The organism is Variovorax boronicumulans, assembly GCF_029892485.1.
Classification (GTDB): domain Bacteria; phylum Pseudomonadota; class Gammaproteobacteria; order Burkholderiales; family Burkholderiaceae_C; genus Variovorax; species Variovorax boronicumulans_B.
The window spans coordinates 231,794-248,399 of sequence record NZ_JARXVG010000011.1 but is presented as its reverse complement, the minus strand read 5'-3'; the positions used below and the strand labels follow the sequence as shown (position 1 = coordinate 248,399).

Below are 16,606 nucleotides of genomic sequence, written 5' to 3'. Positions count from 1 at the left end.
ATGATAGTGCGGGTTCCCGTGTGAAAGTAGGTCATCGTCAGGCTCTTACAGCCCAGAAAACCCCAGTCAACATTGACTGGGGTTTTTTTGCTTTGCACCAATGTTTTGTAATCCCAAATATCGAAAAGTTGAAAAGCGCGTGCACCTTGGATGACGTGCTTCTTCTACTTCGAGCGGATGGGGTTCAGGTATTTCGAATACCCCAAGCGTCCATCTCCGCCGCACCCACGGCTACCAATTCGGCCAGGATATCCTCGGTCAGCTGATTCAATTCTTCTCCTGCAAAGAAACGAAGACGAATAGCGTCCAGATACGGTGTAGCTCGCAGCCATTTCGACCAATCCTCGAGGGCGATGTACTGCATTTCCAGCAGCTTGAACTTCATCAGCACCTTGATCGCATGCCGGGCGTGCTTCACCGGATCGCGCTGCAGTCCATCGAGACGGCGGCGCGCGGTGATCAAGGCGTTACCGACTTCATTGAACACACGACCGTGGCCAGGAATCACCTGCAGGGGTGCCAGCTTCTCGATCTGATTCAGTGTCGCGGCCACTTCACCGAAAGACGGCTCGCCCGCCAGTTCGGGAAATGCGATCCCAAAACCGTTCTCCCACAGCGCGTCTGCGGAAATCAGCGTCCGCGAAGCCGGATCGAACAGGATGATCGAGTGGGGATCGTGACCAGGCGCACTGTGGACTTCCCATGCACTGTCGCCAAGCAGGCATTCCGTTCCAGGTTGCAGCAGTCCGGTGAACCGAAAACGAGGACAAGTCTGCCCCGTTGCAAGAAAACTCAAGCCGCTCTCGTCCCAGTGCTCCACCAGCGCCGCTTCCCCAGGGGGAATATCCGTTCGAAGTGCCGGATAACGCTGCTGCAGCGCGGCGTTCCCACCGCAATGGTCACTGTGCAAATGCGTATTCAGCACGCGGTCGAGCGTCCGGGCGCCCAACGCCGCTTCGATCAATGCCAATGTCTGCTCGGCGTGCGTCGCATAGCCGGTGTCGACCAGCGCGGTCCCGTCTGTCCCAACAAACAGGATGTTGTTCGACGATAGCCACCCCCGCTCGAACACAACGACATTCGCCAGCAACCCGGCGCCCGCCGTGGCGTTGCTCATTCAGGCGCTCGCGCTGGTGCGAAGCTCGCGCCGCAGAATCTTCCCGACATTGGTCTTCGGCAAGGAATCGCGAAACTCGATGTGCTTGGGCCGCTTATAGCCCGTGAGCTGCCCATTGCAGTACTGCAGCACCGCGTCCTCGGTCAGGTTAGGGTCCCTGCGCACCACGAAAACCTTGATCGCCTCGCCCTGCTTCTCGTCGGGCACGCCCACCGCCGCGCATTCGACAACCCCGGGGCACAGCGAAATCACGTTCTCCAGCTCGTTCGGGAACACGTTGAAGCCACTCACCAGGATCATGTCCTTCTTGCGGTCGACGATACGGCTGTAGCCATCTTCCTGCATCACGGCGATATCGCCCGTCCGCATGAAGCCATCGGCGGTGAACGCGGCGGCGGTCTCGGCCGGCTGGTTGTAGTAGCCCGTCATCACATTGGGGCCCTTGATACAGAGCTCGCCCGACTGTCCGACAGGCATCGAGTTGCCCTCGTCGTCCTTGATCGCGATCTCGATGCTCGGCAGCGGCAGACCGATGGTGCCGGTGAACTCCGTGTTCGACACCGGATTGTTCGTGCCGATCGCGCAGGTCTCGCTCATACCCCAGCCTTCGATCATCGGGCAGCCCGTCGCCTCGAACCACTTGCGCGCGGTGCCTTCCGACGCGGCCATGCCACCAGCCTGCGAGACGAAGAGCGTCGAGAAGTCGATCGTCTTGAACTCCGGATGCATCAGCAGCGCGTTGAACAGCGTGTTCACCGCCGGCAGCATATGGAACGGCCGCTTCTTCAGCACCGCGATGAACTTGTCGAAGTCGCGCGGGTTCGGGATCAGCGTCATGTGCGAGCCCTGGCGAATCACCAGCAGGCAGAGCGTCAGCGCGAAAATGTGATACAGCGGAAGGGCCGCGATGCTGTTGACCTTTGCCAAGTCGCCGGCACGGGCCAGCGCCGGCGTGAACCAGGCCTCGGCCTGCAGCGTCGCCGCCGCGATGTTGCGATGGGTCAGCACCGCGCCCTTCGACAAACCGGTCGTGCCGCCGGTGTACTGCAGGAAGGCAATCGAATCGAGCGTGCTTTGATCGGCCGCCAGCGTGCGTCCGCGTCCTTCGGAAATCGCCTGTGTGAACGGCGTCACCGTACGCCCGTCGTTCAGCGGCAGCTTGTACGGCGGCACCATCTTGGCCAGGTGGCGCACGGCAATCGTGATCCAGGCGCCATAGAGTCCACCGAGCAGATCGCCCATCGAAGTCATCACCACATGCTTGACCGGCGTGCGCTCGATCACCTGCTCCAGCGTCGAGGCGAAGTTCTCGAGGATGACGATCGCCGTCGCGCCCGAGTCCTTGAGTTGGTGCTCCAGCTCGCGTGCGGTGTAGAGCGGATTCACGTTCACGCAGGTGTAACCAGCGCGCAGCACGCCGCACATCGTGACCGCGAACTGCGGAATGTTGGGCAGCATGATCGCCACCCGCGCACCAGGCTCGAGGCCCTTCGACTGCAGCCAGGCGCCCAATGCCTTGGAGAGCACGTCGAGTTCGCTGTAGGTCATCCAGCGCTCCATGCAGACCGAGAACGGCCGGTTCTTGTAGCGACTGAACGCCTCCTCGAACATGTGGGGCAGGGACCGGTATTGCTCGGGATCGATTTCCTGAGGTACCCCGGCCGGATAGTTTTGTCGCGCGGATGTCTGCATGCAAGCTCCTTTGGCGCGGATTGTGGGAGCCAGTGACTCCCAGCCGCCAGCGGGCTTGTCCTAGGGTGCCTGCATGCGCTGTCGCGCAGGCGATAGATGAGGCGCGATCAGGCCTTGCCGGTCTCGCCCGGCAGCAGCACGCCGGCTTCGATGTCGGCCTCCACCTTCAGCGCGTCGTAGATCGGCGTGAAGTCGGGCGCCGTGAGGTCGAAGAGCTGCGCGAAGCTCTCGATCACGAAGTAGTTGGCCTGGTAGGTGTCGATCTTGTAGCGCGTGCGCATGGCGCGCAGCAGATCGAGCGGCAGGCGCCGCGGTTCGTCGCTGAGCACCGCGTGCTTCAACTCGCCCACCGAGCTGAGGATGCCGGCGCCGTAGGCGCGCAGGCCTTCGGTCTGGCGAATCAGGCCGAACTCCACCGTGTACCAGTACAGCCGCGAGAGCTTCTCGCCCGCGCCCAGCTCGTGCGCCTTGATGCCGCCGGCACCATAGCGCTGCACATAGTCGGCAAAGGTCGGGTCGAACAGCATCGGCACATGGCCGAAGAGGTCGTGGAACACATCGGGCTCGACGATGTAGTTGAACTCCTCGGGCTTGCGGATCCAGTCCGTCACCGGGAACTTGCGGTTCGCGAGCAGCGTGAAGAAAGGCAGCTCCGGAATGAGCCCGGGCACCGCAACGATTTCCCAGCCCGTGGCCTTGTGCAGCCGCTCGTTGATTTCCTCGAAGCGCGGGATGCGGTCCTTCACGCCGAGCGACGGCAGCGCGTTGATGAACGCATCGCAGGCCAGGCCCGGCAACTGCGCTGCCTGCCGCTCGTAGAGCCGCTTGTAGGTGTCGTGATCGGCCGCCGTGTAGCTGGCCCAATCCTGCGGGCAGGTGTAGTCGGCATGCACCATGCCGCCGCGCGAGTAGTCGCCGCGCGGCGGGCGATCGGATGCGCCATAGACGGCGGGAGTGACAACAGCGGCGGCGGCAGGGGTGTCCATGGGGGTTGTGTTTCTCTGGTTATTTGAGCCAGCGGTCCATCGTGCGCTGGAAGTCGCCGCCGGCCTGCTGCAGGTGCAGCCACTGGTCGACGTACGACTTGAAGGCCACGTCGTCGCGCGGCAGCATCCAGGCCATTTCGCCGTACTGCAGCGGCTTGTCGGGATTCACCGCGCACAGGCCCGGCTTGAGCTTCTGCTGCGTGATGGCCTCGGCCGCTTCGGTCACGAACACGTCGGCGCGGTTGGCGAGGATCTCATCGAAGATCGTCACGTTCTCGCCGTGCAGCGTGAGCTTGGCCTGCTTGAAGTTGGCACGGGCGAAGCGTTCGTTGCTGCCGCCCGGATTGAAGATCACGCGGGTGCTCGGCTGATCGATCGCCGCCACGCTCTGGTACTTGGCCACGTCGGCGCAGCGCGCGATCGGCGTCTTGCCGTTGACCATGTAGGGCGTGCTGAAGAAGGCGCGCTTCTGCCGGTCGGTGGTGACCGACACGCCACCCACCGCGATGTCGCACTTGCCGGCGGCAAGATCGGGCAGCAGGTTGGCCCAGGTCGTCTTGACCCACTCGGGCTTGGCGCCAAGGCTCGCGCTGAAGCCCGTCATGAGGTCGACATCGATGCCTTCGAACGAGGCATCGGTCTTCTGGAAGCTGAAGGGCTTGTAGTCGCCCGGGGTGCAGATGCGCAGCACCGCGGCTTTCTGCACCGCATCCAGGTGCGAAGCGGCCACCGGCGTTGCCGCCGGCGCCATCGCGCAACCCGAGAGAACGGCGGCAGCCGCCGCGATGAAGGTCAAACCGATCGAAGACGTGCTGCTGCGCATGCGGACTCCTGGGCAAATGAAGGGATGAAAGAGGCCGTTATTTTGCGGCGCTCAGCACGCCACGGCGCATCTGGTCGAGCTCGATGCTCTCGAACAGCGCCTTGAAGTTGCCGTTGCCGAAGCCGTCGTCGCCCTTGCGCTGGATGAACTCGAAGAAGATCGGGCCCAGCTGGTTCTCGCTGAAGATCTGCAGCAGCAGCGCGTCCTTCTTGCCGTCGATCAGGATCTTGCGCTTCTTCAGTTCGGCCACGCTTTCGCCGTGCTCCGGAATGCGCTTGTCGACCAGTTCGTAGTACGTGTCGATGGTGTCGAGAAGCACGACGCCCTTGGCACGCATTGCATCGACGGTGTCGTACAGGTTGTCCGAGCCCATCGCGATGTGCTGGATGCCTTCGCCCTTGTACATGTCCAGGTACTCCTGGATCTGGCCGGCCTGCTCCTTGCCCTCTTCGTTGATCGGGATGCGGATCTTGCCGCAGGGGCTGGTCATGGCCTTGCTCTTCACGCCGGTCACCTGGCCTTCGATGTCGAAGTACTTGATCTCGCGGAAGTTGAAGAGCTTCTCGTAGAAGCCGGCCCACACGTTCATGCGGCCGCGGTACACGTTGTGCGTCAGGTGGTCGACGTAGGTGAGGCCATTGCCCACCGGCGACAGCGCCTGCTGCGGCGACACGCCCGGCAGCGCCTCGAAGTCGACGTCGTAGAAGCCGATGTTGCCGATATCACCCGGTTGCGCGCCGTTCTTGCCGGGCCAGCGGTCGACCAGATAGATCAGGCTGTCGCCCACGCCCTTGATGGCGGGGATGTTCAGTTCGCCCGGGCCGGCCTTGTCGGCGAAGCCCCAAGCGCCCAGCGCGGTGGCGCGCTCGTAGGCCTGCTTGGCGTCCTGCACGCGGAAGGCGATGGCGCAGACGCTCGGGCCGTGCTCGCGCGCAAAGCGCTGCGCGAAGGAATCGGGCTCGGCATTCAGAATGAAGTTGATCGTGCCCTGGCGGTACAGCAGCACGTTCTTGTGGCGGTGCTTGGCCACGGCCGTGAAGCCCATGCGCTCGAAGACCTTGCCCATCGCGACCGGGTCCGGTGCCGCGTATTCGATGAATTCGAAGCCGTCGGTGCCCATGGGGTTGTCCCAAGGGGTGAAGGCGGGTGCGTCGGCTTGGCTCATGTGCGGTCTCCGGAAGGTGGGATTTGAAGGAATGAATAGGGCGAAATCGGCCAGTGCTGCAATGTAGGTTGGATGCCGCTCAGGTTTTCAGCGTTGTCGGGCGCCTTTGATGGCAAATGCGCAGTAAAACTGCAAAAATGGCGACATGGAAGCACTCGACAAGATTGATAGGCTCATTCTGCGCACGCTGCAAGCAGACGGGCGCGCAACTTACGACCAGCTCGCAGAGCAGGTCAGCCTGTCGCCCAGCGCGGTGCTGCGGCGGGTCAAGCGCCTGGAAGAAAGCGGGGTGATCGACCGCTACGTCGCCCTCGTGCGCCCCGAGGTGATCGGCCTGGGCCTGACCGCCTACCTCAACGTGCGGCTCGAAAAGCACACCGAGAGCCACAAGCGCAATCCGATGGACCTGTTCCGCGCCAGCGTGCAGACATGGCCCGAGGTGGTGGAGTGCGCGGCCCTGACAGGCGACATGGACTACCTGCTGCGCGTCGTGGTGGCCGACATGGCGCACTACAGCCGTTTCATCATGGACACCCTGCTCAAGCACCCCAGCGTGGAAGACTGCAAGACCAGCTTCGTGCTGGACCGTGTCAAGGCCACAACAGCTGTGCCTGTTTAACCACAGAGTGGTTGCTCGGGCGCCACGCGCCCTGGAACTGGGTCACGAATGTGTCCTGGAGTGTCCCTGTCGGCTTGATGATTAAGGGAAAACCCTTACATTCGAGCCATGCTTACCGCCAAGACCCTCCTCAAAGCGTCTCTAGGCCTCGGCTCTTTCCTGAAAGCGCCGATGGTTGAGACCCAGCCACGCGCTGTCTCTTCGCCCCAGCCCGTCATGGTGCCGATCCGCTCGATCGGGCCGCGCGAGCGGGAGCGCATCGCGCAGCACCTGCTGGCGCTGACCCCCCACGACCGGTACTTGCGCTTCGGCTACGCCGCAGCCGACGAGCAGGTCCAGCGCTATGTCGACAGCCTGGATTTCGAGCGCGACGAGATGTTCGGCATCTACAACCGCCGCCTCGAGCTGATTGCGATGTCCCATCTGGCCTTCGCGCCCGGCGACCAGCACAGCGATTGCGCCGAATTCGGCGTTTCGGTCTCCGCGCACGCCCGCGGCCGCGGCTACGGCGCACGCCTGTTCGAGCGTGCCGTGGTCGTCGCCCGCAATGAGGGCGTGGGCATGCTCTTCATCCATGCGCTGAGCGAAAACGCCGCCATGCTCAAGATCGCCCGCAACGCTGGCGCGACCGTGGTGCGCAGCGGTGCGGAGGCCGAAGCGCATTTGCAGCTGCCCATCGCCACTTTCGACAGCCGCATGAGCCAGATCTCGCTGGAACACTACGCAGCCGTCGACTTCGCCCTGAAGAGCCGCGCCAAGCAGTTCTGGACCTTCCTCGCGAGCCTGCAGGAAGTGCGCAGCGGCATGAGAGACGCGCGGAGCAAATCCGCCCCCTGAGGCGCTCCGAAGGCCGTGCGGTAGAGCGTGTCACACGCAATCCGTTATCCTTGCCCCTCCTCAACTCCGCCCTCCCGCAGTGGCCGAACCTCACCCTGAACGCGCACCCGTAGAACGGGAAGACAAGCGCGGCTTCCTCCAAAAGCTTGCCGAATTCATCCACCCCGGTCCCGACTCGCGCGACGAGCTGATCGAAACCCTGGCAGACGCCGAGGACAACGAGGTGATCGGCGCCGAGTCGCGCGTGATGCTCGAAGGCGTGCTGCGCATGGCCGACATGACCGCCGGCGACGTGATGGTCGCCGCGCCGCGCATGGACCTGGTGAACATCGACGCGCCCTTCGACGCGCTCCTGCACCTCATCATCGACACCGCGCACTCGCGCTTCCCGGTGTACGAGGGTGAAAAAGAAAACATCATCGGCATCCTGCTCGCGAAAGACCTGCTCAAGCTGCAGCGCGCGCCGGGCCTGAACATCCGCGCATTGCTGCGCCCGGCCACCTTCGTGCCCGAGAGCAAGGGCCTGAACGACCTCTTGCGCGAGTTCCGCGGCAACCGCAACCACCTGGCCATCGTGATCGACGAGTTCGGCCGCGTGGCCGGCCTCATCACCATCGAGGACGTGCTCGAGCAGATCGTCGGCGAGATCGAGGACGAGTTCGACATCGCCGAGGACGAGGGCGACATCTTCGGCCTGGCCGATCACACCTACCGCGTCTCGGGCGACACGCCCATCGAGCGCGTGGCCGAAGCCTTCGGCATCACCTTCGACGAAGAACAGCTGAGCGAAGACTTCGACACCATCGGCGGCCTGATCGCCCACGAGATGGGCCACGTGCCCAAGCGCGGCGAGCACCATGCGATGGGCGGCTTCGACTTCGTGGTGCTGCACACCAAGGGCGGCGCGGTGCGCTGGTTCAAGGTGTCGCCGGCACGCGGCGGCGACGCGGCCGACTGATGCCGCTGCCCGCAGCGGCGACGGCGCGCATCTCGCCTGCTTCTCCAGTGATGGCTTGGCTTCGGCTGCTCGGATTCGGCTTGGCCGGACTGGCGCAGGCGCTGTCGATCGCCTGGCCACTCGACGGAAGGCCGCTGTGGTGGCTTCAGCTTCTCTCGATTGGCGCGCTGGTGTGGCTGCTCGACAGCCTCCGCGCAGAGCGCGCCGGCTGGCGCCGCGCCGGGCTTCACGCCTGGCTCTTCTCGACCACCTGGCTCACCGGCAGCTTCTGGTGGCTGTTCATTTCGATGCACACCTACGGCGGGCTGCCTGCACCGCTGGCCGCCATTGCCGTGCTCGCGCTGGCGGCGGCACTGGGGCTCTATTACGCCGTGGCGTCCGCATGGTTCGTGGTGCGCGGTCCGAAGGGGCGCGTGACGGGGGCGCTGGTCTTCGCGGCGCTCTGGACGCTCGCCGAACTCGTGCGCGGCAGCTGGTTCACCGGCTTCCCTTGGGGCGCGGGCGGCTATGCGCATGTGGAGGGTCCGCTCGCTGCGTGGGCGCCGTGGATCGGCGTCTACGGCATCGGTGCCGTTGCAGCGCTCGTGATGGGGCTCATCGCGCTGGGCTCGGTCGCGCGCCGCGCCGAGATCGTGTCGGGACTGGTGCTGATCGCGCTGGTGTTCGGCTTCCCGCACCTCGCGCCGTCGCTGCGCGGCGCCAGCAGCGGCAGCCTCCAGGTCGCCCTGCTGCAAGGCAACATCCCGCAGGACGAGAAATTCATCCCCGGCGGCGGCATCGAAACCGCCCTGCGCTGGTACGGCGAGCAACTGCGCGATGCCAAGGCCTCGCTCGTTGTCACGCCCGAAACCGCCGTGCCCCTGCTGCCCCAGCAGTTGCCCGCCGGTTACCTCGAAGCGATCCAGGCGCGCTACAGCAACGGCACGCAGGCGGCCATCGTCGGCCTGCCGCTAGGCGGGCGCGGCGGCTACAGCAATGCGGTGCTCGGCTTCCAGCCCGGCGCCACAGAGCCGTACCAGTACAGCAAGCACCACCTCGTGCCCTTCGGCGAATTCATTCCGCCGGGCTTTCGCTGGTTCATCCAGATGATGAACATCCCGCTCGGCGACTTCCAGCGCGGCGGCCTCGCGCAGGCGCCGTTCGTCTGGCAGGGCCAGCGCATCGCGCCGAACATCTGCTACGAAGACTTGTTCGGCGACGAGATCGGTGCGAACTTCCGCGACGAGGCGACCGCGCCCACCGTCATGCTGAACGTGAGCAACATCGCGTGGTTCGGCGACTCGGTCGCCATCGACGAGCACCTGGCGATCTCGCGCATGCGCGCGCTCGAATTCGCGCGGCCGATGGTGCGCGCCACGAACACCGGCGCCACCGTCGTCATCGACGCCGAAGGCCGCGTGACGCACCAGTTGCCCCGCCTCACGCGCGGCGTGCTCGAAGCCACGGTCGAAGGCCGCACCGGGCTCACGCCTTATGCGCGCTGGGTGGCGCCGTTCGGCCTGTGGCCGCTGTGGATCGCAATGCTCGCCATCGTCGGCATCGCCTTCGCGATGAGCCGGCGCCGACGCTGAGCGAGCTCAGGCCGCCGGCTGCACCGGCCAGTCGCGCAGCTTGCCCGGGTTCAGCAGGCCCATCGGATCGAAGCGTTTCTTCACCGCGATGACCTCGGGCGGCAGCGCTCCGCCGGCCTTGCCGTCTTCCACGATGTTCACGTGCGGGTTGTTGATGTGCACGTTGTGCGCGCGGTGGATGTCGATGATCTCGGCCAACCGCTCCTCGGTGCTGAAGCGCACCAGCTGAAGCCCGCTGCAGGTCATGAGCCCGGCGACATTGCGGATGAACTCGATGTGCATCATCACCTCGCCGCCCAGCAGCTTTTCCATCTCGATGATCTGCTCGACGTGCTTGCCGGGGATGAACCCGCTCTGCAGGTAGGTGAGCGTCGGGTCCACTTTCAGCGCATGCAGCGTCGTGTGGTTCCAGGTGAATTCCATCAGCGTGCGGTTGCTCTTCTGCACTTCGGCCGCGGTCTTGCGATAACCCACGGTGCCGCCGTGCGCCTCGACCAGTTGCAGCAGGGCCGGCTCGCACGATTCCGCCACCAGCGACAGCACCGTGTGGCATCCCTTGGGCAGATGCGCCGCGAGCTGCGCGAGGTGATCGGAGATGGGCGCTGCAAAAAAAGCGATCTCGCGCTTCACGATGCCCGGCCCGTTCGCGAGCTTGTCGGCGAAGTGCAACGCGTTCTCGAAGTCGTCGAAAGTCACCAGCGTTTCGAGCCACGGATGCGCGGGCGCCAATGCGATCTCCAGCTCCAGCACGAGCCCGTTGGTGCCCCACAGGTGATGCATGCGCATCGCCTCGGCACCACGCAGCTCGACCACCTGCGGCTCCGCCTCGATGGTCATCGCGCGGATGCCGAGCACATTCCCGGGCGCGCCCAGCGGCCCGTAGTTGATCGAGCCCACGCCGCCGAAGCCGCCGCCGAACAGGCCGCCGAGCGTCGCGCTGCGGTAGGTCGACGGCACGCAGCGCATCTCCTGCCCCGTGGGCTTGGTCTGCTTCTCCAGTTCGCCGAGCCGGATGCCGGCCTGCGCGCGCGCCACGCCGGGCTGCACCCAGAGGCATGCGTTGTAGCCCGTCATGTCGAGCACCACGCCACCCGCGAGCGGCGTGGTCTGGCCGTAGTTGCCGGTGCCGCTGCCGCGGATGACGATCGGCACGCCGCGCCGCGCGCACGCACCCACCACGGCGCGGATCTCGTCCTCGCTGCGCGGGCGCACGACCACATCAGCGCGTTTGTCTTTCAGCTGGCGGTTCAGCACGGGGCTGAACCACGAGAAATCCTGCGAGAGCCGCGTGACGCGCCCTTCGTCGGTGATCCAGTCGAGGTCGGGCAGTTCGAGCAGCAATTGCTCGATGGCGGAAACGGGAGCGTTCATGGTCGTCGTGAATGTCTGCAATGTCAGTCTTGGGAAAGTTCGCTCGCATGCCACGAGCCCAGCGCCACCTTGGTGAGCCAGGCCATCAGCACGAAGAGCGCCACGCCGGTCAGCGAGATCAGCAGCAGGGCCGCGAACATGCGCGGAATGTTCAGCTGGAAGCCCGCCTGCAGGATCTGGTACGCCAGCCCCGCGCCCGAGCCGCCGGTGCCCGCAACGAACTCCGCCACCACCGCGCCGATCAGCGCCAGGCCGCTGGAGATGCGCAGGCCCCCGAAGAAGTACGGCAGCGCGCTCGGAATGCGCAGCCGCACCAGCTGCTGCCAGCGCGTCGCGCGGTTCAGCTTGAAGTAGCTCTGCAGGTCGGGGTCGATGCTGCGCAACCCCAGCGTGGTGTTGCTGATGATCGGGAACAGCGCCACCAGCGCCGCGCACACCGTCATCGCGGCCACCGGGTTCTTCACCCAGATGATGATCAGCGGCGCCACCGCCACGATGGGCGTCACCTGCAGCAGCACCGCATACGGGAAGAGGGCAGTCTCGATGCGCTTGCTCTGCACGAAGAGGAACGAGATCAGCACGCCCGCCACCGTCGCCAGCGCGAATGACAGCACCGTGATCTTGAGCGTGACCAGCAGCGCGTTGCCCAGCGGCACCCAGTCGGTCACCAGCGTCTGCATCATCAGATACGGCGAGGGCACGAGGTAAGGCGGCAGCTCCATCGCCACCACCATCCATTGCCAGAGTGCGACCAGCACGACGCCGATCAGCACCGGGTACAGCACGCGCTGCACGCGCGGCTGGTTCAAGAGGGGCGTGCGCTGCTTCATCGCGCGTGCTCCTCGTCGCCCTGACTCGCGCGCAGCAGGCTGTCCTGCAGGCGCTTGGCGTAGCGAGCGAACTCGGGCGTCACCATGAAGTCGGCATGGCGCGGATACGGCTCGTCGATCTGGAACTGCTCCACCACGCGCCCCGGCCGCGCGGCCATCATCACCACGCGGCTCGACAGGAACACCGCCTCATGGATCGAGTGCGTCACGAAGATCACCGTGAGCTTCTTCTTGCGCCAGAGCTCGAGCAGGTCGGCATCGAGCTTGTGGCGCGTGATCTCGTCGAGTGCGCCGAAGGGTTCGTCCATCAGCAGCAGGTCGGGCTGCGTGACCAGTCCGCGCGCAATCGACACCCGCATCTGCATGCCGCCCGAAAGCGCACGCGGCAGCGCGCCGGCGAACTTCTCCAGCCCCACAAGCGCGAGCGATTCCATCACCCGCGCATCGGCCTCCTTGCGCGGCACGCCGGCCAGGTCCAGCGGCAGCCGCACGTTGGTCTGCACGCTGGCCCACGGCATCAGCGTGGGCGACTGGAACACGAAGGACATGCGCCGCGCGCTGTCGTGCAACTGGCTCACGGGCTTGCGCCACACCAGCAGCCGTCCGTCGCTCGGCTCCAGCATGCCCGCCACCATCTTCAGCAGCGTGCTCTTGCCGCAGCCCGAGGGGCCCAGCAGCGTGACGAACTCGCCCTCGGCGATCGACAGGTCCACCGGCAGCAGCGCCTGCGTGCCGTTGGGGTAGGTCTTCTCGGCCGAGAGCACTTCCACCGCGGGCACGGCGGGCGCGGTCGGTGGGGCGAGGGTGTGAGGTTCGATGCGGTTCATGGGGCGCGGAAGTTCAGGGCAGGACCTTGGCGTCTTTCACGAATTCCGTCGTGTAGGTCTTCGCCAATTCGACCTTCGCGGGATCTAGCAATTTCGCGCTCACGAGAAAGTCGTAGCTCGCCTTCGAGCGTGCATCCGTCATCACGCCGATGCCCAACTTGGCCGCGTCGCCGCCGGTGACCATGCCCATCTCCTTGAGCTTGGCCACGCTGTAGGCCAACTGGTCGTCGGTCATGTTGGGGTTGTCCTTCTTGATGAGCGCGTTGGCGGGCGCCGGGTCGGCGAGGTAGCTCTTCCAGCCCTCGGCCGAGGCCTTCACGAACGCGGCGACCTGCTTGCTGCGGTCCTTCACCGTCTTCTCCATGCACGACACCGTGGTCGCGTAGGCGGGGAAACCGTGGTCGCTGAACATCAGCACCGTGCTCTTCACGCCGGCCTTTTGAATCGCGTAGGGCTCGGAGGTCAGGTAGCCCTGCTGCGCGGTGTTCTTGTCCGCCACGAAGGGCTGGATGTTGAAGGTGTAGGGGCGCGTCTGTTCGTCGACGAGGCCGAACTTGGCCTTCAGCCACGGCCAGTAGCCGCGGTTGGCCTGCGCGCCGATCAGGAGCGTCTTGCCTTTCAGGTCTTCGAACTTCTTCACGTCGTCGTGCGCGATCAGCACCTGCGGGTCCTTCTGGAAGAAGGCCGCGACGTTGACCACCGGCACGCCGCCTTCGCGCACCTGCATCATCTGGATGTCGCTCGAACCCATGATGCAGTCGGCCTGGCCGGCCGCCATCATTTGCGTGATGTTGACCTGCGGGCCGCCCATCTTGATGGTGACGTCCAGGCCGTACTTCTTGTAGATGCCCTGCGCCAGCGCTTGGTAGAAGCCGCCGTGCTCGGCCTGCGCGTACCAGTTGGTCATGTAGGTGAACTTGTCCTGGGCCTGTGCGGGTGCGACGGCCGTGAGGAGCGACAGCGCGGCGGCGCCGGCCAGGGAAAGAGCGAAGGAACGCATGGTGGGGACCTCTCGAAGGCTGGATGAAAAAGAAGAATGAAGCCGATGCAAGGAGCGCGCCTCAGGCGGGCTCGTAGCTTTGCTGGATGAAACCTTGCTGATGGCCGCGCTCCCATGTGGGCTCCTCGCGCACCACCCAGCGCAGCGCATGCAACTCGGTCAGCGCCTGCACCCAGCTGTCCGAGAGCGTCTCCAGGATCTCGATGCCCTGTTCGCGCGTGGCGCTGGTCGGATCGCCGATCACGCCGCTCGGGCCGAAGTCGCGCGCGGTCCATGCGCAGGCCGGGCGGCCATCGGCCGACAGCAGCTTGATCGGGAAGGGCGGCGGAAAGTTGGCCGCCGCACGCTCCATGTGCACCGTGTCGGGCGCGAGCGCGAGCATCAGCGCGGTCTCGGAATGGCCAGCGTGCATCGACAGGCGCTTTTCCTGGTCGCTGATCTGCTTGCTCGACGCATTCGGCAGGCGCGACACGCCGTGCGGCACCACCACGTAGTCGCCGTGCCGCAGCCGCAGTTCGCGCGCCGCCATCTCCAGCACCTGCGGCTGGCCGCCGTGGCCGTTGGCGAACAGCAGCTTGCGAAAACCCGCGCGGTAGACCGATTCGCCGATCTCGGTCACGGTCGAGAGCAGCGTGGTGCCGGTCAGCGTCATCGTGCCCGGAAAGTGCAGGTGCTCTTCCGACTTGCCGTAGGTGATGGTGGGCAGCGCGAAGGCGCGCACTTCGGCGGGCAGCTTCTCGAGCGCCTTGCCCATCACGCCCGAGGCGATCACGCTATCGACTGAGCACGGCAGGTGTGGCCCGTGCTGCTCGATGGCACCGCAGGGCAGCACGATGACGGTGTTCTCGCGGTCGGGCAGCGCGGCGATTTCGGTCCAGCTCAGGTAGGGCAGGAAGCGGTGGGGCGGGATGTAGCCGTGGAGCATGGGAGTCCTTGCGTGTTCTTTACTTGGGAGAGAAGGGTGTCGCATCGCCGTGCGTCACGCGGCCGTCGCGCAGCACCACGCGGGTGGCGGTGCGCGAGGGCCAGCCATGGCGGTCGGCCTGCGTGAACAGCACCAGGTCGGCTTTCGCGCCGACCAGCGTGGGCGCCGTCGTGGCGGGCGCGCGCTGCAGCCAGTCGCTGCGGCACAGCGCCTGGGACCAGTTGTCGAACGGTTCGTCGAGTTGCGCAACGAGCGCGGCCGTGCCCAGCGCTTCGACCGGGTCGAAGCTGCCGAGGCGGCAGAACGGGTCCTGCACGTTGTCGCTCGCGAACAGCAGCGGAATGCCGCGCTCGCGAATTTCCTTTACGAGCGTGATGCCGCGCAGGCGCGGCGTGCGGCCCGTCACCGCGTCCTGCAGCAGCAGGTTGGTCGCGGGCAGCGAGACCACGGTGATCGGTGCGCGCGCCACCGCATCGAGCGTGGCGAAGGCCTGCGATTCAGGCTGCGCCGCGAGCGCGCAGATGTGGCCGCAGACCACGCGGCCTTCGAAGCCGATCTCGCGCAGCAGGCGCGCGGTGGTCTTGAGGCCGACCGCCGAAGCGTTGAGTTCCTCATCGACGTGCAGGTCGATGTCGAGGTCGCAGGCCTGCGCCGCATTCAGCAGGTTGCGCAGTGCGTTCTCGCTCCAGTTGGTCGAATGCACGAAGCCGCCGAGCAGCGCGTGCGGCCCAGTGGCCTTGACCTGCTTCGCGAGGCGCAGCGCCTGTGCCGCGTCTTCGAACAGCGGCAGCTTGATGAGGCTCACCTGCTCCAGCCGCACCTTGCCGGCCCATTCCTCTGCGAGCTCGGCCAGCACCGGCCAGGCGAGCGGCACCGCATCGGGCTCCCACCAGTCGACGTGCGTGCGCACATGCGTGGTGCCGCATTCCCAGGCCCACTGCAGGCCGCGCGCGGCGCGCTCGCGCACATCGGCGGGGCTCCAGTGCACGCGGTCGGCGAGCATCGCGTCGATGGCGCCGAGCAGGCCCGGCTGCACATGCTTCATGCGGGGGAGCGTGAACGCCTTGTCGAGGTGCGTGTGGGCGTCGACGAAGCCGGGGAGCACGAGGGTGCCCGCGAGGTCCCAGCTTTCGGGGACGGGCTCGGCCTTGTCGGCCGACTGCACCGATTGAACGCGGCCCGCGTCGAGCGCGATGCGCGCCAGCACCGGCACGCCGTCGCGCTCCGGCCAGTCGGAGGGCAGCAGCCAGCGCGGCAGGCGCGCGTTGTCGAGCACGGTGGGCGCGTTCATGCGAAGCGCGCCATCGCCTGGCCGACCCGCGCCATGAAGCGCTTGAGCTGGGGCTCGGTTGCCACGTTCATGTGGTAGTGGGCGTGGTAGTCCACCTTGGCGCCGTGGCCCGTCAGCCGCTTCATGTAGCGCGTGACGATCTTTCGCGGCGGGTCGCCCATGTACATGGCCACCCAGCGCGGACGGCCGTACGTGACGACGGCGCTGATGCGCTTGATGTGCGTGAGCATCGGCTTCACGTTGGCCGGGTCGCTGATGTCGAAGGCCACGCCCGGCATGAAGAGCCGGTCGAAGTAGCCCTTGAGCATCGCCGGCAGCCCGAAGCACCAGGTCGGAAAACAGAACACGATGCCCTCGGCCCACTGCAGCCGCTCCACGTAGGGCTTGAGCGGCAACTGGTTGGCCGGCACGTCGTGGTAGCCCAGCCGCTCCTCGCGCGACAGCACCGGATCGAACCCTTCGGCGTACAGGTCGCAGTCGTCCACCTCGTGGCCGGCCGCGCGCAGGTTCTTCAGCACTTCCTGGTGCAGGGCCGCATGGAAGCTGGTTTCGACCGGATGGCAATAGACGACGAGCACGCGCATGGTGTGTTTG

Annotated in this window: 16 protein-coding genes; 4 read left to right on the top strand and 12 right to left on the bottom strand. The window is 65.8% G+C overall.

Going from position 1 to position 16,606, the window contains the following annotated elements:
• Nucleotides 1-184: 184 nt before the first annotated feature.
• The 5 genes from M2282_RS24075 to hppD form a co-directional block, all read right to left on the bottom strand.
• Nucleotides 185-1,117, bottom strand: coding sequence for an MBL fold metallo-hydrolase (locus M2282_RS24075; protein WP_280811287.1), 933 nt, complete (start codon nt 1,115-1,117; stop codon nt 185-187).
• Entirely contained in the window at nt 1,118-2,809 is a 1,692-nt protein-coding gene (locus M2282_RS24070; RefSeq protein WP_280811286.1) for an AMP-binding protein, read from the bottom strand.
• Nucleotides 2,810-2,916: 107 nt separating this feature from the next.
• Nucleotides 2,917-3,795 (bottom strand): phenylalanine 4-monooxygenase, encoded by an 879-nt coding sequence (gene phhA, locus M2282_RS24065; protein ID WP_280811285.1) that lies wholly within the window; start codon nt 3,793-3,795, stop codon nt 2,917-2,919.
• Between the two features lie 19 nt (nt 3,796-3,814).
• Complete coding sequence (locus tag M2282_RS24060) at nt 3,815-4,618, bottom strand: transporter substrate-binding domain-containing protein (RefSeq protein WP_280811284.1); 804 nt, start codon at nt 4,616-4,618, stop codon at nt 3,815-3,817.
• Nucleotides 4,619-4,655: 37 nt separating this feature from the next.
• Complete coding sequence (gene hppD, locus M2282_RS24055) at nt 4,656-5,783, bottom strand: 4-hydroxyphenylpyruvate dioxygenase (RefSeq protein ID WP_280811283.1); 1,128 nt, start codon at nt 5,781-5,783, stop codon at nt 4,656-4,658.
• 145 nt (nt 5,784-5,928) lie between these two features.
• Between hppD and M2282_RS24050 the strand changes: the two genes are divergently transcribed.
• The 4 genes from M2282_RS24050 (at nt 5,929) to lnt (ending at nt 9,768) form a co-directional block, all read left to right on the top strand.
• On the top strand, nt 5,929-6,402 hold the full coding sequence (locus M2282_RS24050; protein ID WP_093442092.1) for an Lrp/AsnC family transcriptional regulator: 474 nt from the start codon (nt 5,929-5,931) through the stop codon (nt 6,400-6,402).
• A 108-nt stretch (nt 6,403-6,510) separates the two neighbouring features.
• Nucleotides 6,511-7,239, top strand: coding sequence for a GNAT family N-acetyltransferase (locus tag M2282_RS24045; RefSeq protein WP_280811282.1), 729 nt, complete (start codon nt 6,511-6,513; stop codon nt 7,237-7,239).
• A gap of 79 nt (nt 7,240-7,318) precedes the next feature.
• A complete protein-coding gene (locus M2282_RS24040) occupies nt 7,319-8,197 on the top strand; it encodes an HlyC/CorC family transporter (protein ID WP_013543777.1) in 879 nt (292 codons plus the stop codon).
• Nucleotides 8,197-9,768 (top strand): apolipoprotein N-acyltransferase, encoded by a 1,572-nt coding sequence (gene lnt, locus M2282_RS24035; RefSeq protein WP_280811281.1) that lies wholly within the window; start codon nt 8,197-8,199, stop codon nt 9,766-9,768. The genes M2282_RS24040 and lnt overlap by 1 nt, the downstream gene beginning before the upstream one ends.
• A 6-nt stretch (nt 9,769-9,774) precedes the next feature.
• Here the strand turns inward: lnt and M2282_RS24030 are convergent, their stop codons facing one another.
• The 7 genes from M2282_RS24030 to M2282_RS24000 form a co-directional block, all read right to left on the bottom strand.
• The gene (locus tag M2282_RS24030) at nt 9,775-11,139 is read right to left on the bottom strand and encodes an FAD-binding oxidoreductase (protein ID WP_280811280.1); all 1,365 of its coding nucleotides are present in this window, start codon (nt 11,137-11,139) and stop codon (nt 9,775-9,777) included.
• Nucleotides 11,140-11,162: 23 nt separating this feature from the next.
• Entirely contained in the window at nt 11,163-11,969 is an 807-nt protein-coding gene (locus tag M2282_RS24025; RefSeq protein WP_280811279.1) for an ABC transporter permease, read from the bottom strand.
• Nucleotides 11,966-12,796 carry an ABC transporter ATP-binding protein gene (locus M2282_RS24020; protein ID WP_280811278.1) on the bottom strand — a complete coding sequence of 277 codons (831 nt, stop codon included), beginning with the start codon at nt 12,794-12,796 and terminating at the stop codon, nt 11,966-11,968. Before M2282_RS24020 ends, M2282_RS24025 begins: the two co-directional genes overlap by 4 nt.
• Before the next feature lie 13 nt (nt 12,797-12,809).
• Nucleotides 12,810-13,796, bottom strand: a complete 987-nt coding sequence (locus tag M2282_RS24015; protein ID WP_280811277.1) for an ABC transporter substrate-binding protein — start codon at nt 13,794-13,796, stop codon at nt 12,810-12,812.
• Between the two features lie 61 nt (nt 13,797-13,857).
• Nucleotides 13,858-14,721, bottom strand: coding sequence for a creatininase family protein (locus M2282_RS24010; protein WP_280811276.1), 864 nt, complete (start codon nt 14,719-14,721; stop codon nt 13,858-13,860).
• 19 nt (nt 14,722-14,740) lie between these two features.
• On the bottom strand, nt 14,741-16,012 hold the full coding sequence (locus M2282_RS24005) for an amidohydrolase family protein (RefSeq protein WP_280811275.1): 1,272 nt from the start codon (nt 16,010-16,012) through the stop codon (nt 14,741-14,743).
• The gene (locus M2282_RS24000) at nt 16,009-16,596 is read right to left on the bottom strand and encodes an NAD(P)H-dependent oxidoreductase (RefSeq protein WP_280811273.1); all 588 of its coding nucleotides are present in this window, start codon (nt 16,594-16,596) and stop codon (nt 16,009-16,011) included. The genes M2282_RS24005 and M2282_RS24000 overlap by 4 nt, the downstream gene beginning before the upstream one ends.
• Nucleotides 16,597-16,606 lie beyond the last annotated feature (10 nt).